The sequence below is a fragment of the Caballeronia sp. LjRoot31 genome (assembly GCF_964253885.1).
Classification (GTDB): domain Bacteria; phylum Pseudomonadota; class Gammaproteobacteria; order Burkholderiales; family Burkholderiaceae; genus Caballeronia.
Genome location: NZ_CAXURX020000002.1, coordinates 1,012,390 through 1,035,835, shown reverse-complemented (window position 1 = coordinate 1,035,835; position 23,446 = coordinate 1,012,390). Strand labels below are relative to the sequence as shown.

Annotated in this window: 20 protein-coding genes; 10 read left to right on the top strand and 10 right to left on the bottom strand. The window is 60.6% G+C overall.

Annotated features, from left to right (window positions below):
- Positions 1–17: 17 nt before the first annotated feature.
- Positions 18–1,718 (bottom strand): peptide ABC transporter substrate-binding protein, encoded by a 1,701-nt coding sequence (locus ACSQ8V_RS23025; protein ID WP_436207269.1) that lies wholly within the window; start codon positions 1,716–1,718, stop codon positions 18–20.
- A 511-nt stretch (positions 1,719–2,229) separates the two neighbouring features.
- Here ACSQ8V_RS23025 and ACSQ8V_RS23020 point away from each other — a divergent pair.
- The 3 genes from ACSQ8V_RS23020 to ACSQ8V_RS23010 all read left to right on the top strand — a co-directional run bounded on the left by ACSQ8V_RS23020 (position 2,230) and on the right by ACSQ8V_RS23010 (position 6,890).
- On the top strand, positions 2,230–3,159 hold the full coding sequence (locus tag ACSQ8V_RS23020; RefSeq protein WP_213762226.1) for a LysR substrate-binding domain-containing protein: 930 nt from the start codon (positions 2,230–2,232) through the stop codon (positions 3,157–3,159).
- Between the two features lie 278 nt (positions 3,160–3,437).
- Positions 3,438–5,165, top strand: coding sequence for a gamma-glutamyltransferase (gene ggt, locus ACSQ8V_RS23015; RefSeq protein ID WP_213762297.1), 1,728 nt, complete (start codon positions 3,438–3,440; stop codon positions 5,163–5,165).
- Between the two features lie 330 nt (positions 5,166–5,495).
- A complete protein-coding gene (locus tag ACSQ8V_RS23010; RefSeq protein ID WP_213762225.1) occupies positions 5,496–6,890 on the top strand; it encodes an NCS2 family permease in 1,395 nt (464 codons plus the stop codon).
- A 169-nt stretch (positions 6,891–7,059) separates the two neighbouring features.
- Here ACSQ8V_RS23010 and ACSQ8V_RS23005 read toward each other — a convergent pair whose 3' ends face one another.
- From ACSQ8V_RS23005 to ACSQ8V_RS22995, 3 genes are all read right to left on the bottom strand, one after another.
- Positions 7,060–7,209 carry a hypothetical protein gene (locus tag ACSQ8V_RS23005; RefSeq protein WP_213762224.1) on the bottom strand — a complete coding sequence of 50 codons (150 nt, stop codon included), beginning with the start codon at positions 7,207–7,209 and terminating at the stop codon, positions 7,060–7,062.
- A 208-nt stretch (positions 7,210–7,417) separates the two neighbouring features.
- The gene (locus ACSQ8V_RS23000; RefSeq protein ID WP_436207268.1) at positions 7,418–8,509 is read right to left on the bottom strand and encodes a calcium:proton antiporter; all 1,092 of its coding nucleotides are present in this window, start codon (positions 8,507–8,509) and stop codon (positions 7,418–7,420) included.
- A 447-nt stretch (positions 8,510–8,956) separates the two neighbouring features.
- Complete coding sequence (locus tag ACSQ8V_RS22995; protein WP_346730437.1) at positions 8,957–9,388, bottom strand: OsmC family protein; 432 nt, start codon at positions 9,386–9,388, stop codon at positions 8,957–8,959.
- Positions 9,389–9,591: 203 nt separating this feature from the next.
- Here ACSQ8V_RS22995 and ACSQ8V_RS22990 point away from each other — a divergent pair, with 203 nt between their 5' ends.
- Entirely contained in the window at positions 9,592–10,932 is a 1,341-nt protein-coding gene (locus ACSQ8V_RS22990) for an NAD(P)/FAD-dependent oxidoreductase (protein WP_436207267.1), read from the top strand.
- A 151-nt stretch (positions 10,933–11,083) separates the two neighbouring features.
- On the opposite strand, the gene ACSQ8V_RS22985 is transcribed toward ACSQ8V_RS22990, so the two are convergent.
- Positions 11,084–11,302, bottom strand: a complete 219-nt coding sequence (locus ACSQ8V_RS22985; protein ID WP_158934984.1) for a hypothetical protein — start codon at positions 11,300–11,302, stop codon at positions 11,084–11,086.
- A gap of 223 nt (positions 11,303–11,525) precedes the next feature.
- On the opposite strand from ACSQ8V_RS22985, the gene ACSQ8V_RS22980 reads away from it, so the two are divergent.
- A complete protein-coding gene (locus ACSQ8V_RS22980) occupies positions 11,526–12,176 on the top strand; it encodes a DsbA family oxidoreductase (RefSeq protein WP_436207266.1) in 651 nt (216 codons plus the stop codon).
- Positions 12,177–12,208: 32 nt separating this feature from the next.
- Here ACSQ8V_RS22980 and waaC read toward each other — a convergent pair whose 3' ends face one another.
- Positions 12,209–13,219, bottom strand: a complete 1,011-nt coding sequence (waaC, locus tag ACSQ8V_RS22975) for a lipopolysaccharide heptosyltransferase I (protein WP_436207265.1) — start codon at positions 13,217–13,219, stop codon at positions 12,209–12,211.
- 335 nt (positions 13,220–13,554) lie between these two features.
- Entirely contained in the window at positions 13,555–14,466 is a 912-nt protein-coding gene (gene ypfJ / locus ACSQ8V_RS22970; protein ID WP_436207264.1) for a KPN_02809 family neutral zinc metallopeptidase, read from the bottom strand.
- A 461-nt stretch (positions 14,467–14,927) separates the two neighbouring features.
- Between ypfJ and ACSQ8V_RS22965 the strand changes: the two genes are divergently transcribed.
- From ACSQ8V_RS22965 to ACSQ8V_RS22955, 3 genes are read left to right on the top strand one after another with little or no spacing between them, the layout of a single operon-like run.
- Positions 14,928–16,349 (top strand): cytochrome ubiquinol oxidase subunit I, encoded by a 1,422-nt coding sequence (locus ACSQ8V_RS22965; protein WP_436207992.1) that lies wholly within the window; start codon positions 14,928–14,930, stop codon positions 16,347–16,349.
- A gap of 1 nt (position 16,350) precedes the next feature.
- Positions 16,351–17,352 (top strand): cytochrome d ubiquinol oxidase subunit II, encoded by a 1,002-nt coding sequence (gene cydB, locus ACSQ8V_RS22960; protein WP_436207263.1) that lies wholly within the window; start codon positions 16,351–16,353, stop codon positions 17,350–17,352.
- Entirely contained in the window at positions 17,330–17,488 is a 159-nt protein-coding gene (locus ACSQ8V_RS22955) for a hypothetical protein (protein ID WP_436183827.1), read from the top strand. Before cydB ends, ACSQ8V_RS22955 begins: the two co-directional genes overlap by 23 nt.
- A gap of 145 nt (positions 17,489–17,633) precedes the next feature.
- Here ACSQ8V_RS22955 and ACSQ8V_RS22950 read toward each other — a convergent pair whose 3' ends face one another.
- Both ACSQ8V_RS22950 and mnmH read right to left on the bottom strand, forming a co-directional pair.
- Positions 17,634–18,689, bottom strand: coding sequence for a permease (locus ACSQ8V_RS22950; protein WP_213762217.1), 1,056 nt, complete (start codon positions 18,687–18,689; stop codon positions 17,634–17,636).
- A 39-nt stretch (positions 18,690–18,728) separates the two neighbouring features.
- Complete coding sequence (gene mnmH, locus ACSQ8V_RS22945; protein ID WP_436207262.1) at positions 18,729–19,796, bottom strand: tRNA 2-selenouridine(34) synthase MnmH; 1,068 nt, start codon at positions 19,794–19,796, stop codon at positions 18,729–18,731.
- Between the two features lie 330 nt (positions 19,797–20,126).
- Between mnmH and ACSQ8V_RS22940 the strand changes: the two genes are divergently transcribed.
- Together ACSQ8V_RS22940 and eutC are read left to right on the top strand one after the other, a co-directional pair.
- A complete protein-coding gene (locus ACSQ8V_RS22940) occupies positions 20,127–21,506 on the top strand; it encodes an ethanolamine ammonia-lyase subunit EutB (protein ID WP_436207261.1) in 1,380 nt (459 codons plus the stop codon).
- Positions 21,491–22,312 carry an ethanolamine ammonia-lyase subunit EutC gene (gene eutC / locus ACSQ8V_RS22935; protein ID WP_436207260.1) on the top strand — a complete coding sequence of 274 codons (822 nt, stop codon included), beginning with the start codon at positions 21,491–21,493 and terminating at the stop codon, positions 22,310–22,312. Before ACSQ8V_RS22940 ends, eutC begins: the two co-directional genes overlap by 16 nt.
- Positions 22,313–22,425: 113 nt before the next feature.
- Here eutC and ACSQ8V_RS22930 read toward each other — a convergent pair whose 3' ends face one another.
- Positions 22,426–22,983, bottom strand: a complete 558-nt coding sequence (locus ACSQ8V_RS22930; protein ID WP_436207259.1) for a fimbrial protein — start codon at positions 22,981–22,983, stop codon at positions 22,426–22,428.
- Positions 22,984–23,446 lie beyond the last annotated feature (463 nt).

Below are 23,446 nucleotides of genomic sequence, written 5' to 3'. Positions count from 1 at the left end.
GGGGCAGTGCGTCGCGCTCAATGCGCCACGATATACATGTCCTTGCTGCGGTAACGGTCCATCGGGTTCTTCAGCGAATACCCGCCCACGTAGCTTTTCACCAGCCTGACCGTGGTGTATTGCAGCAGCGGCAGGATCGGATAGTCGTCCATCACGAGCTTCGCGGCCTGGGTTTGCAACTGCGTGCGTTTAACCTGGTCCGTGCTTTCGTTCGCTTCTTTGATCAGCGCGTCGGCCTTCGGATTGCAATTGCCGCTGTCGTTCTGGTCCGAACCGCATTGCACAAGCTGCAGGAACGTGGTCGCGTCGTTATAGTCCGCGACCCAGCCATTGCGTGCAATCTGGTAGTCGCCGCTATGACGCTTCTTCAGCAGGACCTTGAACTCCATCGCGTCGATCTGCGTGTCCAGGCCGAGCTTCGTTTTCCATTCCGAGGCCGCAAAAATAGCCATTTTCTTGTGATAGTCACTGGTGTTCGTTGCGAAGTGCAGCGTCGTGCCCGGTTTCACGCCGGCTTGCACGAGCAGCTTTTTCGCTTCTTCCACGCGCTTGGCCATCGGCCATGTCGACCAGTCGTAAGCCGTCACGTCCGCACCCTTCACACCCTTCACAATGACGCCATACGCCGGGATCTGGCCGTCCGCGGTGACACGTCGCGCGAGGATGTCGCGGTCGATCACCATGGAGAGCGCCTGGCGCACGCGCACGTCCTTGAGCAACGGGTCTTTGTTATTGAACGAGTAGTAGCGCAGTCCGAGCATCGGCGCGATCTTCATGTCGGCGGCGAACTCCTGCTTGTATTTCGGGTACATGCCGGACGGCAACTGATACACCCAGTCGTTGTCGCCCGACTGGAACAGCTTGATGTCCGTGGTCTCGCTTTCGACCGGAAGGTACGTCACTTGCGACAACTGCACATGAGCGGCGTCCCAGTATTGAGGGTTGCGTGCCAGCACGAGCTTGTTGTTGACCTGCCAGTCCTTAAGCATGAACGCGCCGTTGCTCACCAGCTTGCCGGGTTTGGTCCAGTCGCGGCCGTACTTGTCGACGGCGGCCTTGTTGACCGGTCCGAGATTCGTATTCGACATCAGTTCCGGGATGAACGACACCGGATACGGTGTCTTGATTTCGACCGTGTACGGGTCGATTGCGCGAACGCCCAGCGTGTCCGGTGATTTTTTACCCGCCACAATGTCGGCACCGTTCAGCAGGAAGATGCCGAATGTACTGGCGTAGGGCGAGGCGATCTTCGGGTCGACAAGGCGCTGGCAGCCATACACGAAATCGTTCGCGACCACCGGCTCGCCGTTGGACCACTTCGCATTCTTTCGCAAATGGAAAATCCACGTGGTTGCATCCTTCTGTTCCCATTTTTCCGCCACGCCCGGCACGACGGTGCCGTCGGCATCGGTTGCGGTCAGCCCTTCGAACAGGTCGCGCGTGACATTGTTGGACGGCACAGTCTCAGCCAGGTTCGGATCGAGCGTCTCGACCTCGGACGCGTTGTTGCGCACCAGTTCCTGCTTGGCCGCGAGCTGCACGCCGGGCGGCACGATAGCCGCATGAGCCAGATGAACGTTGCTTGCGGCCGCAACGCAGACACTCGCGGCAAGGGCAGGAAGCCACTTGCCTGAAACGCGGCGATGAACAGCATCGCCCGGACGAAAACACGCGTCAATGCGGGTGCTACGAGCAACAAGAGCTGCAAACAACGTCATGGGGATCCTTATTATTTATGTGTTCATCAAGCACTGAGCGCTGGAGCATAAGGGCTTTTGACCCTGTGCAACGGCGATGCGTGCCGTTATGTGCGGCTATCAGCCGCTATGTACCGCGGTTCGCGTGCCGAAGCGGACGGATAGCAGACGGACGGCGGCCAGCATCTTAGCCCACCTAACATTTCACTTTCGAATATGCCGTTCAAGGGTTGGCATCGTGTGCCCGCCCTTGTCGCCTATCCGTCTCCGTTTCCGTCGCCAACAGTCAGCTTCAAAAATCATTACACACGCCCTACGAACTGACGACGGAACCAGGTTCGCCGGGAGTATTTCAGAGCAATAAAGTGGAATCCACTCACATGTGCTTATAGTCCATGTGTTTTGGGTATAGGCAGGCGGCGAACGATTTCACTTGCGCTTCATATACGCGCGCGCGACCGTAAATCACCAGGCGCGCGTAGTTCGCGCTACCATCGGCGTCCTTGAGGTTCGTGCAAGGTAATTCAAGATAATGATCCGTTTTCGCCAGATAGAAGCTTTCCGCTCGTTAATCATGATGGGGACCAGCGTCGGGGCCGCGCGCGCGCTGCACGTCACGCAGCCCGCCATCAGCCGCCTGATCGCGGATTTAGAGGCTGACCTCGGTTTCAGCCTGTTCAGCCGCGTCGGCGGGCGCTTGAATCCGACCAACGCCGGGTTGCGCTTTTATAAGTCGGTTGAAGAGAATTTCCTGGGGCTGGAACGCCTGAAACAGGTCGCCGAGATCATTCGCGACGAGGCGTCCGAAGGGCTGACCGTTGCGTGCATGCCGGTGATCGCGAGCACCCTGCTGCCGCCCATCCTGGCCGACTTCGTCGAGCGCCATCCGGGTGTGCCCATTCGCGTCGACTCGGTAAGAGTCCCCGAGGTGCTCACGATCCTGCAAAACCACAAGGCAGACGTCGCCATCAGCCAGGCGTTTGCGAAGGTCGCGGGGATCGAGGTGGAGAAGTTGCTGCGCGCGCAGGCGCAGTGCGCGATGCCGGCGTCGCATCGGCTGGCGAAGAAAAAAACCGTGCGGGCGCAGGATCTGCGCGGCGAACGCATCATCGGCTGGGTGCCGAATTCAAGGCAACCTTATGAGGCCGAGCAATCGCTGTTCGCGGCGGGCGAAGACCGGGCGAACTACACGGTGTTGACCGACACCGCGCACACGCGCTATGCCATGGTCGCGGGCGGCCTGGGTGTGTCGATCGTCGAACCGTTTGCAGCCAAGGTGTGGCGCGCGCACGGCGTGGTCGTGCGGCCGTTCGATGCAGCGATCGAATACGAGTACGTGCTGTCGTATCCGAGCAGCGGCATACGCTCGGATCTGGTTGCGTCGTTCCGCGAGTCCGTGCTGCGTGTGGTGGCAACGTACTCCCTCGACGAAGCGCCGGCATCCGCGAGCGCAGAGGCTTGACGCACGGGTCCTGCTCCGCGGGAGCGCTTCACGCTTTCACGGAGTGGCGAGACACCGTCAGCACCGGTCACGATCGACCGCCCACGCTCTCCGGACCATCACGCCTGGCTCCCGGTCAAGCACGGGGCTTCCCGCCCTTTCGGAATCAATTACGCCCGTGGTATAAGCCCCGGAGCGTCTCCGCCTAAGCCCTTCGTCGGAAAAGGCGACAGGGAAAGACCCATACTCCAAGGCGGGCACCCATTTTCAGGAGGAGCAAGATGTCCATGAAGAAGTCCATGAGTTCGCTGCATCGCACCCGTCCGTTCGCCCTTGGAACGCTCGCTGCGATGGCGTTTTCGCTCTCGTTCGGGTTTGTCGAAAGCGCCCCCGCCTACGCAAAAGTCGCGGCGCAACCCGTTGTCCTGACGGCATCGGCGGTGGCAGTCGCCGACAAGTTCGCAGCCGACGCCGCCGAGCAGGTCCTCAAGGAAGGCGGCAATGCCGTTGATGCGGCCGTCGCGATCGCCTTCACGCTGGCGGTGACGTATCCGGAAGCGGGCAACCTGGGCGGCGGCGGTTTCATGACGCTCTACGTGGATCATCGTCCGTACTTCCTCGACTATCGTGAGCGCGCCCCTATTGCAGCCACGAAGAACATGTATCTCGATGACAAAGGCGAAGTCATCAAGGGCATGAGCCTGTATGGGTATCGCGCGGTCGGCGTGCCGGGCACGGTGTCGGGCATGTGGGAAGCGCAGAAGCGCTTCGGCAAGCTGAAATGGAAACAGGTCGTCGCGCCCGCGATCAAGTATGCACAGGACGGCTTTGAAGTCAGCGACCAATTGCAGGAACGCAAGGACGCAGCGTCCAAGGACTTCGCCGGCAAGACCAACTTCGACAGTTACTTCGGAACCCTGAACAAAGGCGTGAACTTCAAGCAGCCGGAACTGGCCGCGACGCTTCAACGCATTTCGGACAAGGGTGCGAAGGGCTTCTATGAAGGCCAGACGGCGGATATGATCGCAACCGCCATGGCCGGCCACGGCCTGATCACCACGCAGGACCTGAAGGAATACAAGGCGGTCTGGCGGCAGCCGGTTCTCGCGAGCTGGAACGGCTATCGCATCATTACCGCGCCGCCGCCGAGTTCCGGCGGTATCGGCCTCGTTCAGTTGCTGAAGATGAAGGCCGATCTCAAGGACAAGTTTGCGAACGTGCCGCTCAATTCCGCGCAGTACATCCACCTGACCGCGGAAATTGAAAAACGCGTATTCGCGGATCGCGCCCAGTATCTTGGCGACCCCGATTTCTACAAGGTGCCGATCGCGCAGCTCATCGACGACGACTACATCCTGAAGCGTGCATCCGAGGTCAATCCCGACACACCGTCGGACACCAAGAGCGTCGTTCCGGGCCTGGGCACCACGATGCCGGAAAAGGCTGAAACCACGCACTTCTCGGTGGTCGACAAGTGGGGCAACGCGGTATCGAATACGTACACCATCAACGGCTATTTTGGCTCCGGTGTGGTGGTGGACGGCACGGGTGTCGTGCTGAACGACGAGATGGACGACTTCTCCTCGAAGCCGGGCGTGGCGAACATGTTCGGCGTAGTGGGCAGCGACGCCAACGCCATTGAACCGCGCAAGCGCCCGCTTTCCTCGATGACCCCGACCATCCTCACGAAGGACGATCAGGTTGCCATGGTGATCGGGACGCCGGGCGGCTCGCGTATCTTTACATCGATCTTCCAGGTGATCAGCAACGTCTACGACTTCTCCATGCCCTTGCCTGAAGCCGTCGCGGCAATGCGCTTTCATCATCAGTTGCTGCCGCCGAACACGATTTTCTGGGAGCCGTACAAGCCCATTGACGGCGATCTCGCGAAGGAACTGGAGGCGAAGGGATATACGCTCGCGAAACAGGGTTTCAACGGCGATATCCAGGTCATCAAGATCGATGACAAGACGCCGGAACCTGTTGCCGATCCGCGTGGCCGGGGCGTGACGCGCGTGATCCAGTAAGCGGCTGCATTAGTTTCAGGTCGGTTCCGGACAGACAAAAGGGCCAGGTCATTCGAGACCTGGCCCTTTTTGCTTTTATATCGTACGCCTGCTCCGTCAAAGCCGTATTGAAACGAACCTTATAAGGATCGCGGCATGACTGGAATCCCATTTTTGAGATTGGAGGCGGCTTAATGTTGCCCTAGTCTCTGTGCTGGCCCCAGTCCAATGCGTTGGCTCCCGCCAACACTATAAATAAACCTATCGAGACGACCCTGAAGACGGCGCACCCGGTCTTGCAAAGACCATCCGGTCCGCTTGTTTCAGCCTGCTGATAAAGGAGAACAGCTCATGATGGAACCCCACATCCAGCCGCTTGGCGGCATCGACATCCAGGATGACGCACACGCGTCCCAATCAGGCGGATTGATCGACCGATACTTTCAAATCAGTGCGCGCGGCAGTACCCAGCGGCGCGAAGTGATCGCCGGGATTACTACCTTCCTGGCGATGGTTTATTCCGTGTTCGTCGTCCCGGCCATGCTCGGCAAGGCCGGATTCGACACCCGCGCCGTCTTCGTGGCGGTCTGCCTGACGACTGCGTTCGGCTCGCTCCTGATGGGCATCTGGGCTCGCTTGCCTATCGCGATCGGCTGTGCAATCTCGCTCACCGCGTTCACCGCGTTCGGGTTGGTGCTGGGCAAAGGGCTCTCGCCCTCCGTCGCGCTCGGCGCCGTCTTCCTGATGGGCGTCACCTTCACCGCAATCTCCGTCACCGGCGTGCGCTCGTGGATCCTGCGCAATCTGCCGGCAGGCGTGGCGCATGGCACGGGGATCGGGATCGGCTTGTTTCTGTTGCTGATCGCGTCGAACGATGTCGGCCTGATCGTCAAGAATCCGGGCGCGGGTTTGCCCGTTTCGCTCGGTCATATCACGGCGTTTCCCGTATTGATGTCGGTCTTCGGGCTCGCTGCGATCATCGGGCTGGAACGCCGGCGCGTGCCGGGCGGGATCCTGCTGGTGGTGGTCGGGTTGTCGGCGCTGGGACTGGCCTTCGATCCCGCCGTTCGTTTCACCGGCGTATTCGCGTTGCCCTCGCTGAGCGCGCCCGGCCATGCTTCGCTGATCGGCGCCATGGATATTCGCGGCGCGCTGTCTCTGGCCGTGCTGCCTAGTGTGTTTGCACTGGTGATGACCGCCGTCTTCGACGCCACCGGCACGATTCGCGCGGTCGCAGGCCAGGCAGGCCAGATAGACGAGAAAGGCCGGATTGTGAACGGCGGCCGGGCATTGACGGCGGACTCGGTCAGTTCAATTGTTGCTGCGTGTCTCGGCGGTGCGCCGGCTGCGGCCTATATTGAATCGACGGTGGGCGTGGCGGCAGGCGCAAAATCGGGCCTGGCGGCCGCTACCGTTGGCGTGATGTTCCTGCTGGTGATGTTCTTCTCGCCGCTCGCCGGACTCGTGCCTTCCTACGCGACGGCTCCGGCACTGATGTATGTCGGTCTGCTGATGCTTGCAAGCGTGAGCAAACTTCACATGGACGATCTTGTCGACACCATGTCGGGTCTTGTCTGCGCCGTGTTCATTGTGCTGTCGGCAAATATTGTGACCGGCATCATGCTCGGTTTCTGTACGCTCGTGATCGGGCGCGTAGTTGCCGGCGAATACAAGAAGCTGAACGTTGGCACGGTGATGATTGCCGCAGTGCTTGCCGTGTTTTATCTCGGCGGATGGGCAATCTGACCTGACGGGCTAAAAAGCATTTAGCGCAGTCAGCACGTTCAGTATCGGCACCGCGGTTGCCGGCGATTTTCCCGGCAACCTTTTTAACGCCACCAAAGGCATGCTAACCGACGTTCGAGAGCGATGAAACGGCTCGATCGGCACGTCGATTGGCCAAGCCGCAACCGATTTACTTCCGGCGATACGCTTCAGCCAGCACTGCGCAATTTTGCAGATGCAGGTTCAGTGCGTGGGCAGCTTCGCGGCGAACGACAGCCTTCGCCTTGCGGAACCAGGAACCGAACGAAACGACAAGCGAACTTTGAGCGGTGGTTTTCATGAGAGCACCTCAGTGCGAATCAGGGATTACCCGTTAGGGAATACCCTTATTATACGCATTCGATGCTGCAATGCAAAAGATTTTGAGATCGGCGATAGCTATGAAGCGTCTGCACAACAACAGCGCTTGGCTCCTGCCCGGATTGGTCGGCCCTTGTTTTCAAAAGCGGTTCCGGGCCGAAGACGCGCCGCCTCTCGCACCGAAGTACTCAAGGCACGACGGAAAGAAACAGGAAGGTAGCGAAAATAACCAGGTGAACCACGCCTTGAAGCACCGTCGAGCGTCCGGTGCCGAGCGTCAGGACGCTCACTATCAAGGTCAGTGCGAGTAGTACGATTTCCTTCGAACCGAGGCCGAGCGCGATCGGCTGGCTGATCGCAAGCGACACGACCGCCACGGCCGGAATGGTCAGCCCGATACTCGCCAGCGCCGACCCAAGCGCCAGATTCAAGCTCGTCTGCAACCGGTTCAGTCGCGCCGCGCGCAATGCGGCGACGCCTTCCGGCAGCAGCACGAGCGCAGCGATCACCACACCAACCACGGCTTCGGGCGCTCCGGCGCTGGCAACGCCCGCCTCGACCGCCGGCGAGAGCAATTTCGCCAGCCCAACCACTGATATCAGCGAAAGTAGCAGCAAACCGCCGGAGGTCCACGCGTAGCCATTGGTCGGCAGCGGAGCATGAACGTCGTCGGATTCGGCTCGATTCGGATCGAGCGCCGGCACTGGCGGCAGGAAATAGTCGCGATGCCGTACCGTCTGCACGAATACGAACACGACGTAAAGCACGAGCGACGTCACGCCCACAAACACCAGTTGCGACGTCGACAACCCCGGCCCCATCACCGTGCTGGTGAAGTTGGGCAAAACCATTGTCAGAACCGACAGCGCACACAGGATAGCGAGGGTCGCGCTTGCGCCCTGCAACTGGAAATTCTGCTCGTGATGGCGCATCCCGCCCACGAGCAGGCAGAGCCCGACAATACCGTTGCACACGATCATGATCGCGGCGAACACCGTGTCGCGCGGCAACGCCGCTTTTTCCGGGCCGCCCGACACCATGACGGACACAATCAGCGCTACTTCGATCACTGTCACCGCGATCGCGAGCACCAGCGTGCCGAACGGTTCGCCAACACGGTGCGCCACCACTTCTGCATGATGGACCGCGGCGAATACGGCCGCCGCGAGTGCGATAGCGGCGAGTACGAACAGGAAGCCGTTCGGCATGGCGAACGTCAGTCCCAGGATCACAAGTGCGGCAAATGGCGCAATGCACGTCCAGTCCAGCTTGAATTTCATCGATGCTCCAGGGCGGTGCTGCGTGTGGACGGAAATTCAGGAAAGCTGGCCGGCTCCACGGTCTAGTCCGGCCATTTGCTTGAAAGTGCCGTCAGATTACAGGTTCTTGGCCGGAACGGTCGGTTTCAGGGCTTGCAACAACTGCCCGAAGATGCATGGCCGGCTGCGCACAGCGTTCCTGCCTGCGAAACGTTGGGGAACCGTAAACCGTTATGCGTCAATGAGTTGGAGACCGCTCCCGCACGTTGTCCACATGGCTATCCACAAAAAATGTGGATAAGTCGCGCGTCTGATTTTAGTCGGTAGCGTATGTCCGTTGAGTATCTGTGGGCAGGTCCGCGGGGTTCTGTCTGCAGCACACGATGACCACCGACGGCAGGCTCTGCAAAAAGAAAGGGCGCCCCCGGTTTCGCGGACGCGCCCTTGAGTGCCTCGGTCAAACGAAACTCAGGAAACGAATTCCGTGTTCAGCGTGATCTTCGCGTTTCCAGCGAACAGCTTGGACACCGGGCAGCCCTCTTTCGCCGCGTTCGCGAGCTTCTCAAACGTCGCTTTGTCTGTGCCGGGCACTTTACCTTTCAAATCCAGATGGCAGGCGGTGATGGAGAACCCGTCGCCGTCCTTCTCCAGCGTCACGGTAGACTTCGTCTCGAGGCTTTCCGCCGTGAGGCCCGCCTGCGTGAGTTGCAGGGACAGCGCCATCGTGAAACAACCCGAATGCGCGGCGCCGATCAGTTCTTCGGGATTCGTACCGGGGCCGCCTTCGAAGCGCGATGCAAAACCGTAGGGCGCGTCCTTCAACACGCCGGTTTGCGTCGAAATGTAACCTTTACCGTCCTTGATGCCGCCACTCCATTTGGCCGATGCTGTCTTTTGCACAAGTGTTCTCCAGAAAGTCAGGGGGGATATGCCGCGCATAACGCCGCAGCATGGAATCGACCGTCAAGCCGGTTGCACAAGGGTCGGCTTTTGACGGGCCATCGGTAGAGCAAAGCACACAGGATGCCCGAAAGCACAGCGGGCAGTTGCCGAGGCCCATTTTCCCGAGCCTGCACTCGCGCCTGCCCTATTAAGGAGGATAGATGGGTCCACAAGTAGTTGAAGTCATCGAAGATCGTGATTTACCCGAGCGTGTCGATGTTGTCGTTATCGGCGGCGGCATTATTGGTGTGAGCACGGCCCTTTTTCTCGCCGGGAAGGGCATTTCGGTAGCCGTCTGCGAGAAAGGCCATATTGCCGGCGAGCAATCCAGCCGCAACTGGGGCTGGTGCCGCGCGACGCACCGCGATTTGCGCGAGCTGGAACTCAGTCTCGAAAGCCTCAAGCTGTGGCGCGAGCTGGACCGGACGCTCGACATTGACACGGGTTTCCGGCAATGCGGCATCCTCTACGCCGCCGACGACCTCAAGGGCCTCGCCGATCACGAAAACTGGCTGGCACGCGCTGTCGGGCTGGTGGGCCGCGAGGGTATCGACTCACGCATCACATCGAGCGACGAGACGGCCGCGCTGATGCCGGGCGCCGCATGCAAGTTTCCCGGCGGCATCTACACGCCTTCCGACGGCCGGGCGGAACCGCAGCGCGCGGCACCCGCCATTGCCCACGCGCTGCGCGCCAAGGGCGTAAAGGTTTTAACGCCGTGCGCGGTGCGCGGCATCGAAACGAGCGCGGGTGCGATCAGTGGCGTCGTGACCGAATACGGCCCGATCCGCTGCTCGAGCGTGGTGGTAGCGGGCGGTGCGTGGACACGCTTGTTCGCCGGCAGCGTTGGCGTTGAACTGCCGCAGCTGAGTGTGAGGTCGTCGGTACTGCGCACGGAACCGGTCGACGGCGGCCCCGAAGTCAGTGCTTGCAACCAGACGGTCGGATACCGCAAACGGCTGGATGGCGGCTACACGATCGCGAATGCGTTCCGCAGCCTGGCCGAGATTACCCCCGACAGCTTCCGGCTATTCAGCCAATACCTCCCGGCGCTGAAAAGCCAGTTCAGGTCGATGGACTTCGCGTTCGGCGAGCGATTCTTCGAGGCGTTGCGCCAGCCTCGGACATGGCGACTCGACCAGCCGACCGTCTTCGAAACCGTGCGCACGCTCGATCCGGCACCCACCCAAAAATTCAACGATGTCGCCATCAACGCGTTCCGTGCCCTCTTTCCGGCGCTTGGAAACGTGAAAGTGGCGCAGGCGTGGGCGGGTTATATCGACGTCACGCCGGACGCGGTGCCGGTGATATCGGCCGCAGAACAGGTTCCGGGCATGTTTATCGCCACCGGTTTTTCGGGTCACGGCTTCGGGATCGGGCCGGGTGCCGGGAAGCTGATGGCCGATCTGGTCGCGAACGACAAACCGTTGGTGGACCCGCGAGCATTCCGGCTGAGCCGCTTCAGCGACGGCACGAAGATCGAACTGGACGGTGGGTTTTAAGCGCGAAAAGCAGAGGAATACAGAATTTTACAGAGGGTGTTTGTGGCTTTTATAGCTTCGAAAGCCCTTGCAGCATGGACGCGGGGCAGATACTAACAAACGTGACGCCTCCAGCCAGCTCCGAGCGGTCGCTCAGAGCTGCTTTTCCAACTTACTTGCCCGAGATTACCCGGCGTGCTTCGATCTCAGCGAGTTCAAGCGCAGCCTGCTCGGTTTTGACCGGACGACCACATCCACGTCCAATTGTCTGCCCAATGGGCCCGTTTACGTGTTCCGTGACAACGCGGATATAGCCCTTGAACATTGCACCCGGTGCCGGCATTACGAGTGCCTCAACGGTCTTATTGCCCTTCGTTTCTTTGAATGCCATTGCGGCCCCCTGTTTAATAGTGGGCGGATCCTATCACGAACGGGTGTCGTCTCCCTTTCGGCGACAACTATCCGAAAGCATCCAGGAACCCAGCTTGTGGACCGGCAGCCAGCAGAAATGACATCGCCTGACCGCGAAAGCCCGCGTAAAGAGCGGACGGGGCTAAAGTCCAATGTCGGGTAGAATTTTGGACTAATTTGGACCAATTCTGGACCGCCCTGATATGACAAGCTCCAAGCTGTACCTCGACGTCTGGTCGGATTTCGTCTGCCCTTTCTGCTATCTGGAAGTGCCAGTTATCGACCAGTTCAAGCAGACCTATGGCGACGCGGTTGAAGTCCGCTGGCACGCGTTCGAACTGCGCCCCGAACCCACGCCCCCGCTCGATCCGAATAGCGACTTCCTGCATGAAACCTGGGAAAACTCCGTCTACCCGATAGCCAACGAACGCGGTTTGTTGCTGCGCCTCCCGCCGGTTCAACCGAATAGCCGCAAGGCGTTCGAGACCGCATTTTTCGCGCGCGAATCGGGCCGTTTCGACGCTGTGCATCGTGCAATCTTCAAGGCGTATTTCGAGGATGGCATCGATATCGGCGATACCGATGCGCTGCTGGATATTGCCGCTACCTGCAGCATCGATCCGGAATCGCTGGAAGAAGCATTGCTCGGCGATGAACTCACCGACGCGGTGATCGAAGACGAAGAGTTTGCGAAGAAGCTCGGCGTGACAGGCGTGCCGTTCGTCGTGCTGTCGCGTGACGGCGTGGGCGATCAGGAACCGCCGCCGCCCATCGCGTTGCGCGGCGCGGCGCCCATCGAACATTTTGAAGCAGCGCTCGGACGCCTGTTCCCGGAAGGGTTTTCGGCCGCTTGAACGCGCTCGTCGGGATGCTTTAACGACTCGAATCAAGACACGGCGCCCGTCGCTACATCGTGCGCTGCGGACGCCACCGTTCCCGTCAACACGCCCTCTATTGCTTCCAGCACCGTCGCGACATCGGGCGGAGCACGCTGGTCGCCGACAGACACCGAATGCGTCGACGAGCCAATGCCGAAATGCCCGCGCGACGTTGCCGTGAAAATCATCACCGTGGGCCGGCCCAGCGCATACGCCAGGTGGACCAGCCCCGTATCCATGCCCACGACCAGCGCCGACGCCTCGATGCAATGCGCGCATTCGGTCACCGTCAGCTTCGGCAAAACGATCGCACCCGGCACGAGCGCCGCAATCTGCTCGCCCTCCCGGCGCTCGCCTTCGGTACCCCACGGCAACGCGATCCGATAACCCCGCGCCGTCAGAGAACGCCCCGTCTCGGCCCATCGGTCGATCGGCCATTTCTTTTCATCGGCTGAGGTAGCGTGGAACAGCATGGCGATGGGCGCGCCCTGAGGAAGCTGCAACGGCGTAGCCAGCGGCGGCAGACGAAGATTGAAGTCAGGGGTTTCGTCGAGCGTGTAACCCAGCGCGTCGGCCACGCTCACGCGCATGCCGCGCCACGCGTCCGTTTTCGGCCGCGGCCCGAAGCGTTTGTTGTACGCAAACGCCGCGCCGAGTTCGCCCAGATCCTTGTTCTTGTAGCCATAACGCCGGCGCCCGCGAGCCAGGAACGCAATGATCGCGCTCTTGTACACGCCGTGGATATCGAGAATAACGTCGTACTTCTCGGCCCGCAGTTCTCCGATAGACGCGGCAATGTCTTTCAAATCCGCCCAGCTGCGCGCTTTTTTAAACTTGCGCAGCGGCGCGCTCAACACTCGGTCCACGGCCGGATTCCAGCGAATGATGTCGGCGAAGGCCGCGTCTGCCGCCCAGTCGATCTTGGCGGACGGAAATGCACGGCGAAGATCGGAGACCACAGGCTGCGTCTCTACGATATCGCCCAATGATGTCACCTTGACAATCAGGATTCGCTTCATGGGGATGCTATGGGACCTTTATTTCGCCAGCGCCACGGATTCAGATGGAACACCTGAATCCGTGGCGCTGGTCGGCTGGCTCGCTTGACCCGTGCCGCGTTCGGCAGATCGAAAGCCGTTCGGGTCAAGATCGATTTGAAAGCCGGAATTCTGTAAATTGGCGTAAAGCCGCGCTGTCAGTATTTGTAAGTTCTGCGCTGCGCGTTCTGCCCGAATTATCCGTCGAAATAGCGGTTTTCACTACTGTTTCACGGTCTTTCATGAACAAAGCGCCGAACGTGCGAGCGCCTTCGCATTGAAAATTGCGTCATGCGGCTGCTGGCAAAACACAGCGCTCAGAGCGTTCTGGCGCCGAATGTGTCGCACTGCCCCAGATCGCCCGTCGCCAGTCCGCGATTCAACCAGCGCTGCCGCTGCGCGCTCGTGCCATGCGTAAACGCTTCCGGAACCACGCGTCCCTGCGTCTCCTTCTGCAACCGGTCGTCGCCTATTGCTCCCGCCGCGTTCAGCCCTTCCTGGAAGTCACCGGGCTCGATCAGCTTCGCGTTGTTCCTCTGCGCCACGTTGGCCCAGACACCCGCGAAACAATCCGCCTGCAACTCGACACGCACCGACAACTGGTTGGCCTGTTCCCGCGACATCCGTTGCCGGGCGGTATCGACTTTATTCATGATGCCGAGCACGTTCTGCACATGGTGGCCGACTTCGTGCGCAATCACGTACGCCTGCGCAAAATCTCCGCCCGCACCAAAGCGGTCGCGCAACTCCCGATAGAACGACAAGTCGATGTACACCGTCCGGTCGTTCGGGCAATAGAACGGCCCCATGGCTGACTGGCCGGTTCCGCACGCGGTCGCAGTGCCGCCGGTGAAGAGGACGAGCTTGGGCGCCGGGTAATCCTGGTTGTAGCGGGTCCGGAAAATCTGCTGCCACGTGCGCTCGGTGTTGCCGAGCACCCGGCGCACGAACACGGCGTCTTGATCGCTCGCGCTTGCCTGCGGCTGAGCGCGCGGGTCCATCTGCCGTTGCTGCGTCTGCGGCTGCTGCTGACTGTATGAACCACTCTGCCCGGTTGAACCGCCACTCAGGATCAGCATGGGATCGATACCGAAAAAATAGGCGGCCGCCAACGCCACGACAATCGTGCCGATACCGATCGAGCGCCCTCCGCCAATGCGAAATCCGCCACCCCCGGCCCCACGCCGGTCCTCCACATTGCGGCTCTCTGCTTCGTCATCAAGACGCATGGTTTTTCTCCCGTCGCGGTGTTTGGCTGGCTTTGCTGCAGAGCGGTTATTCCGGCCCGGAAAACGCCTGCGATGCTGTTCCGTCATGGTACCCGGCGTATGCCGGCACACCACCGGAGAATCGCGCTGATAACCTCGCGGCATGCTACGCGCCAAACGCGCCCTTCGTCGCCGCCACGCGGCGGACCGTCTTTGACGCAGTGCGGTTGATTGTCGCGGAATCGGAAGACCGCCGGTTTTGGGCATTAATCCGATCTCTCAAAAAAACAATTTATAAACAGCTAGTTACAGATCACCCATCCTAAAAATTGCGACATTTCCGCACATTCCTGCCCCCTGCCGCGCCGCACCATTCATCTCAAAAACTGGCTTAGAGTCGCTTCCGTCGTACTCAGTCCAACCAACCAGCGCCCGCCCGCGAGCTCGTTTCGAGCGCGCCCGCGATGGCTGCACAACCTGCCATGCATGCCACTCAGCAAGCGCTCGATCTAGCGCGTATCCAGTTCGCTTTTACGGTTTCTTTCCACATCGTTTTCCCGGCGCTGAGCATCGGGCTGGCGAGTTTTATCGCTGTGCTCGAAGGCGCCTGGCTCAAAACCGGTAAGCCGGTCTACAAGGAGTTATGCCTGTTCTGGTCGAAGGTGTTCGCCGTCGCGTTCGGTATGGGTGTGGTGTCCGGTGTCGTGATGAGCTACGAGTTCGGCACCAACTGGGGCGGCTTTTCGAGCTTTGCCGGCCCGATCACCGGCCCGCTGCTCGCCTATGAAGTGATGACCGCGTTTTTCCTGGAAGCGGGATTCCTCGGCATCATGCTGTTCGGCTGGAACAAGGTCGGTCCGAAAGCGCACTTCGGCGCCACGCTGATGGTCGCCATCGGCACGCTGATCTCGACATTCTGGATTCTTGCATCGAATAGCTGGATGCAGACGCCGCAGGGGTTCCGTATCGAAGGCGATCATGTCGTGCCGGTGAGCTGGTTCAAGATCATTTTCAACCCGTCGTTTCCATACCGGCTTTCGCATATGGCGATCGCGGCGTTCATTGTCGCGGCGCTCGTGGTGGCCGCTTGCGCGGCTTATCACTTGCTGAAAGGACGCAAGGACCCGGCCATCAGGAAGATGTTTTCGATGTCGCTCTGGCTGCTGCTGGTGCTCACCCCGCTTCAGGCCATGGTCGGCGACCAGCACGGCCTCAACACGCGCGAATATCAACCGGCCAAGATCGCGGCTATTGAAGGCCTGTGGGATACGGAGAAAGGCGGCACTGCGCTGAACCTCTTCGGCATCCCGGACATGGAAGCCGAAACCACGAAATACGCCGTGTCGATTCCGCACTTGGGCAGCCTGATCCTCACGCATAGCTGGGACGGTGAAATCCGCGGGCTCAAGTCGTTTCCGAAAGAGGATCGGCCGAACTCGACCATTGTGTTCTGGAGCTTCCGGGTCATGGCCGGGCTAGGTGTCCTGATGATCCTGATGAGCGTGGCCGGCTTCGTACTACGGCGAAAAAATAACCTGTTCGAATCGAAGATGTTCCAGCGCTTCGTGCTCGTGATGGGACCGTCGGGTTTCATCTCGCTGCTCGCCGGCTGGGTGACGACGGAAGCGGGTCGTCAGCCGTGGGTGGTGTACGGCGTCATGCGCACGGCGCAGGCCGTGTCGCCGGTGACCGCGCAACAAGTGGGCGTGACGCTGCTGATCTTCGTGATTGTTTATACGCTCGTGTTCGGTACCGGCATCTACTACCTGCTCAAGCTGCTTAGAACCGGCCCGGCATTGCCCGGCACGCACGGCACGATCACGCACGCACCGCGCATGGACGACGACAACCTTACCGCGCGCCGGCCGCTGTCCGCCGCGACGCATTCAATCGAAGGAGCATGAGATGGACTTGTCCCTGACGTGGGCCGCGATCATCGCGCTGGGCGTGCTGATGTATGTCGTGCTCGATGGCTTCGATCTCGGCATCGGCATTCTGTTTCCATTCTTCCCCGAAGCGCGTGATCGCGACGTCATGATGAACACCGTCGCACCGGTCTGGGACGGCAACGAGACCTGGCTCGTGCTGGGCGGCGCGGGCCTGTTCGCGGCGTTCCCCATGATCTATTCAACCGTGCTGTCCGGGCTTTATCTGCCGTTGATGTTCATGCTGGTCTGCCTGATCTTTCGCGGCGTTACGTTCGAGATCAGATCGAAGGCGACTCGTACAAAGCACATGTGGGATCTTGCGTTTATCGGCGGATCGGCGGGTGCGACGTTCTTCCAGGGCGTGACGCTCGGCGCATTTCTCAATGGCATTCCGGTCACGGATGGCCGTTTTTCCGGCGATGCCTTCACCTGGTTCACCCCGTTCAGCATGTTCACCGGACTCGCGCTCGTGGTCACCTATGCGCTGCTGGGCTGCTGCTGGCTGATCGCAAAAACGGAAGGCGATCTGCAACGCCGCTTTTACCGGATCGTGTGGCCGTTGACGCTGCTGCAACTCGGGACCATTGTGGTTGTCAGTATCTGGACACCGCTGCAGGACGCGGGCATTGCAACGCGCTGGTTCGATACCCCCTGGTTCTATCGATTCCTGCCGGTACCGGTGCTCGTGATCGCGTGTGCGTGGCTGATGCGCCGGTCCATCCGTTCACGGCACGAAACACGGCCATTCATGATGGCGCTGGCGTTCGTGCTGCTCGGTTATAGCGGCCTGGTGGCGAGCATTTCGCCCCATGCCATCTTCCCCGGCGTGTCCCTCTGGGAACTCGCGGCTCCGCATTCGAGCCAGATGTTCACGCTCATTGGCGCGGCGGTGATCTTGCCCGTGATCATCGCTTACACGACGCTGGGTTACTGGGTTTTTCGCGGCAAGGTGCGCCATGGCGAACATCACTATCACTAAGAATGGCGGCGACCGCCGCGGGTCTTCGCGGCTCAAGAGTACGTTGTGGTTCGTCGCGCTCTGGTGCGTCGGCGTAGGCGGCGCGATGCTGCTGGCGCTGCCGTTCAAGCTGCTGATTCAGGCGGCTACGCGTTAGAACGTGGCAGGGGCATTCAGCCGCGCGCATCCGCTGCAATCAGCAGCTGATACTGATACTCATACTCATGAAAAAGAGGCCGGTTTCAACTCGCGTTGAAACCGGCCTCTCGTGTCGTGGACGCTACGAATTACATCACGCGCGCCTAGAACCCCAGCGCCACAGCAAGCAGCCCCGCGACAATCCCGAACCCCACCACCGCAACGGCCACGAACGTCAGTACGCGCGGCGGAAAAGAACGGCCGAGCATCGCGACCGACGGCAAGCTGACCGGCGGCAGCGTCATCAGCAACGCGCCTGCGGGACCGACGGACATGCCGAGCGACAGCATTGCCTGGATGATCGGCACTTCGCCCGCTGTCGGGATCACGAACAACGTGCCGGCAATAGCAAGTCCCACAATCCACAGCACGCTATTGTCGATATTCGGACCAATATGCGGAAACAGCCACGCCCGCGCGGCACCAAGCACCAGCACGAGCACAATGTATTCGGGCACAAGCCGGATCGTCATGCGTCCGAGAATGCGAACCCAGCGCGTGAATGCCGTACCCGGATCTTCCGTTGTGACCAGCTTCGCCATCTCGATGCGCGACGCTTCAGCTTCCTTGGGCGTCACCATCCGGTTCACGGCGTAACCCAGACCGAACACCATCAGTACGCCAAGCGCGAGCCGCAGTCCCATCCATTGCCAGCCGAGCACGAAGCCCATGAAAATCAGCGTGGCCGGGTTCAGCACGGTGTTACCGAGCCAGAACGCGATAGCCGCTCCCGGCGCCGCCTGACGCGCCCGCAGGCCGGCCACCACCGGCGCGGCGCAACAGGTACACATCATGCCCGGCAGCGACATCAGGCCGCCGTTCACCACGCTGCCGAAGCCGCTCTTGCCGAGCGCGCGCGCCACCCATTGCGGCGGAATCAGCGCCTGCACCGCCGAGCCGAGCAGAAGCCCCAGCACCATTGCCTGCCAGATCGCCTTGCCATAGGCGATGGCATAGTCGATAGCCGCCTGCCACGACGGCGCGGGCGCGCTCGCGGCGGTGCCCATCAGGATTGATTTGCCGATGGAATGCTGACTGGCCGCCACGAACGCACGGTTGTAGTAAGGAAACCATTTGACGTAAAACAGGCCCACGACCGCGATCAGCAGGAACGTGATCCAGCCGAGCGCGACGCGGGGTTGTCGAAGAGTGGATTGCATGGTCTTGGGTAGTTTGTATTGGATTGGATTGAAACGGCATCAGGCTGAGGTAACAGGCACGGCCTCAAGCCGTGCCAGCAGCGCCCTTGCCTGCTCGACCACATCGGCGTCGTTCGGCCGGAACAGCATGTGCGTGGCGTGCGGCAATTCGCTGAAATTCTGGTGACTGCTGCGCGCGTAGGCCGGATCGTAATGCAGGTCGATCAGTTCGCGGGCAAGCTCCGCCTCCCGACCCGCGTCGATCAACGCATGCCAGCCGCTCACCCGCTCGCGGCTATGCAGCCCGATCAGCCGCGACAGTTGCTGCTTGAATGACTCCGGATCCTGGAAAAGATGAGCGTAATCGTGCAGCAGGAATGTGGCGCGATCCTCGCGGCTTGCCTCGACCTCGACACACGCGCCGCGGTGAAACGTGTCCAGCAGCGCGAGGGGCAAGGAGATCGTGCCGATCCGCCTGCTCTCCGCCTCGACGAACACCGGCCGGGCCGGATCGAAGCCGCGTAGCGCGCAGACCAGCAGCGTGTCGAACCATTTCTGCGATGGTTGCCGCTCACCCGGCAACGCGCCGAGCAGGGAGCCGCGATGTGCCGCCAGTTGTTCCAGATCCAGCGTCTGCGCACCGGCCTCGTGCAATGCGTGCAACAGACGCGTTTTGCCGCTGCCGGTGGGGCCTGTCAGCGCGATATATCGGAACGTGGCGGGCAAATGGTCGAGCGTATCGAGCGTCGCGCGCCGGTAGGTCTTATACCCGCCCGCCAGTTGCCGCGCCTGCCAGCCGATCATGCTGAACACCGTGGTAACGGAGCCGGACCGGGTACCGCCGCGCCAGCAATAAATCAGCGGACGCCAGTTGCGCGGCCGGTCGGCAAAGGTCGTATCGAGGTGCTGCGCGATATTGCGCGCGACCAGCGCAGCGCCCACGCGGGACGCTTCGAACGGCGACACCTGCTTGTACATCGTACCGACCAGCACCCGCTCCTCATTGCTCAGCACGGGGGCGTTGATCGCGCCGGGGATATGGTCGTCCGCGAATTCGAGCGGCGTGCGGACGTCGACGATCTCGTCGAAATCGGCCAGGCGATCGAGGGAAACAAGCAGGTTTTTCAAGGTGCGCCGCGCAAAAGTGGCCGGATGGGAAGATCGGGATTATCGCACGCGGAAAATCGGGTCGCGATGCGCCCGGCGCGCCGTCCAGACCGGCGATCCGGCATGGATACACTGCCTGCTCCATTCAAATTACCATTTCCGCATTTTTGGCTGTTCATCGTTTCGCCGCATACTTCGAGATCGACGCCTGGATCGGCCACCGGCCCCGGTCATCGCCGAAGGATGCGGCTCAACCTGCGCTCGCCGGCCGGATGCCGGATGCCGGATGTGCTACCCGGCCGGCGAGCGCAGGATAAGTGCCTGGAGAAGCCTTGGAACAAGGATCACACGATGACCTATAACGAGACCATCGGTCTGCGGACTTACCGTTTCGACGACCTGAAGACGCTGCTGGCGAAAGCCAGCCCGCTGCGTTCCGGCGACCAGTTGGCAGGCGTGACAGCCGATACCGAAGAAGAACGCGTAGCGGCGAAGATGGCGCTGGCGCAAGTGCCGTTGCGCACCTTCCTCAACGAGGCCGTGATCCCGTACGAGAGTGACGAGGTCACGCGCCTGATCATCGACGATCATTCGCCCCAGGCTTTCGCCGAGATTTCGCATCTCACCGTGGGCGATTTCCGCAACTGGCTGCTGGCGGACACCACCGACTCGGCCGCGCTGATCCGCGTGAGCGCGGGGCTGACACCGGAGATGGTCGCGGCCGTATCGAAGCTCATGCGCAACCAGGACCTGATCCTCGCCGCGAAAAAACGGCCGGTCATCACGCGCTTTCGCAATACGATCGGCTTGCCCGGACATCTGTCGGTGCGCTTGCAGCCGAACCATCCGACCGACGACGTCAAGGGCATTGCCGCATCGATGCTCGACGGCCTCATGTACGGCTGCGGCGACGCCGTGATCGGTATCAATCCGGCGTCGGATTCGTTGAGCGCGATCACGACGCTGCTCGTAATGATCGACGACTTCCGGCAACGCTACGAGGTCCCCACGCAATCATGCGTGCTCACGCATGTGACCAACACGATTGCCGCGATCGAGAAAGGTGCGCCGGTCGATCTCGTGTTCCAGTCGATCGCAGGCACCGAGAAAGCGAACAGCAGTTTTGGCGTCTCGCTGGCGCTGCTTCAGGAAGCGCATGAAGCCGGGTTGTCGCTCAAACGCGGCACCGTTGGCAACGACCTGATGTATTTCGAAACCGGTCAGGGCAGCGCGTTGTCCGCCAATGCCCATCATGGCGTCGATCAGCAAACCTGCGAAGTGCGCGCTTACGCGGTCGCCCGCAAGTTCAGCCCGCTGCTGGTCAACACGGTGGTCGGGTTCATCGGCCCCGAGTATTTGTATGACGGCCGGCAGATCATTCGCGCGGGACTGGAAGATCACTTTTGCGGCAAGTTGCTCGGTGTCCCCATGGGTTGCGACATCTGCTACACGAATCACGCTGAAGCCGATCAGGACGACATGGACAACCTGCTCACGCTGCTCGGTGTCGCCAATGTCAATTTCATCATGGGCATTCCCGGCGCGGATGACATCATGCTGAACTATCAAAGCACCTCGTTTCACGACGCGCTGTATGTTCGCAATGTGCTCGGCTTGCGGCGCGCGCCGGAGTTCGAGGCCTGGCTTGAATCGATGCGAATCGCCGATTCGCGCGGCAGATTGCTGAACCAGTCCGCACCGCAACCGCTGCTTGAATGGATAAGCGCCTGATGGCCGATTTCGACGATCCCCCTTCTTCCGTCAGCACCAATCCGTGGGACGCGTTGCGCCGCTTCACCAATGCGCGCATTGCGTTGGGCCGGGCGGGCAGCAGCCTGCCGACGGCGCCGCTGCTTGCGTTTAATCTTTCGCATGCGCAAGCCCGCGACGCCGTGCATCAACCGCTCGATGTAGACGCCCTGCATGCATCGTTGCGTGCAGCGGGTTTTGATACGCTCGACGTTGAAAGCGCTGCCCCCGATCGCGATCATTATCTGCGGCGCCCGGATCTGGGCAGAAAACTGAACGATGAAAGCGCCGCACGGCTGCGCGATTACGCGGCCGCGGCGCCCGCTGCGTTCGATATCGTATTCGTCGTCGCCGATGGTTTGTCGGCCTATGCCGTCGCGGGTCATGCCGTACCGCTGCTTGAGCGGATGCGCTCGAAGCTGGAAGGCGTCAGCATCGGTCCGATTGTCGTCGCCAGGCAGGCGCGGGTTGCACTCGGCGATGGTATCGGTGAGCTTTTGCGGGCGCGGATCGTAGTGATGCTGATTGGTGAACGGCCGGGTTTGAGTTCGCCCGATAGTCTCGGTATCTACCTGACCTATGAGCCGCGCATCGGCAAAAGCGATGCGGAGCGCAACTGTATTTCAAACGTCCGGCCTGAAGGACTTGGTTACGACGCGGCAGCGTTCAAGCTGCATTACCTGTTGACCGAAGCGAGGCGTCTGAAGCTGACAGGCGTCAAGCTCAAGGACGACAGCGATGCGTTGCTGCCGGCGGCGGGAGAATCGGGCTCGGCGTTGCCGCGTTAAGGCAAAGCGCGAAGGCGGAAGTCATCGCACGCAGCGCTTGCAACGGCGTCATTGTGCGATACCGTTGCTTCGCTCTGCCGGTCTCGTGATAGACCTTGTCCCGCTCACGTTTCCTATTGATACGACATGGTGAAGGTCGCCTTCGCGTTCACCGATCCGCTGCCAATCTTGCCTGTACGGATGTACCGGGCGGTTAGCGGAACTGTCACCGTGCCGCCCGTGGTTTGCGCGGGTGTCAACACGAACTGACCCGCGTTTCCCGGTACCGACGAATCAACGCCAAACTTGACGGGCGTCGCGTTATAAAGGATTTGGTAACCGAGACCTTGCGCAGTCGAGTCCGAACTGAGCGACAGCGTTGTCGTGTTGTTCAAAGGCGTGCTCACGTCGGTTAGCGTGGTGTACACCTTGACACCTGCGTCGCAGTTCAGGCCTATGTTCAGGCTCGTTTCACCATCGGTTGATCCGACGTTCGGCAATCGGGAGGTGTAGGTCTTCGGCATGGTCACGGCAATGGAAGGTGTCGTGACCGTGCATGCGGCGATGGAAAACGTACCACTTGCGGCACCTGAGAACAGGTTAAACGTACCACCAACGTCCGGCAAATATTCGTTAATGATGACTGGCGCGATCGTCGTCAAATTGCCGGTTGTAGCTGTGCCGAGCTTCAAAAAATAAGCCGTCAGTTTTAGACTGAATATTTGCGGAATGCCTGTACTGGAAGCCGCGAGTGGGCAGTTGATGGTTCGTTTACCTTGTTTGACCTGCGACGGCCAGCCTTCCGAGTACGGGCTACAAGAGGTGCCTGTTGCATTTTCAATAATGTACCTAACGGCAACGTCTGGGAGATTCGTTTGGAAGTAGTACTGGTTTCCAGCTACGTTTACGCCATTGGGCGCGTATATATATAACTGTATCGTGTGACTTGAGCTGTCTGGAATGCATCCAATTTGCACCGTTGTGGAGTAAGGCGGACTTTGCGTGCCGATGGGAGCGTCACGCGGAAAAAGGTTGTCGGTGACGGCAGGAGCATAGTTGAGGCCTCCCGTTATAGAACACACGGTGGTCGCTGCAACCGACACTGACACGCCAACCGTTATCTGAAGCAGGCAAAACAGGATTATCACAAGTCGT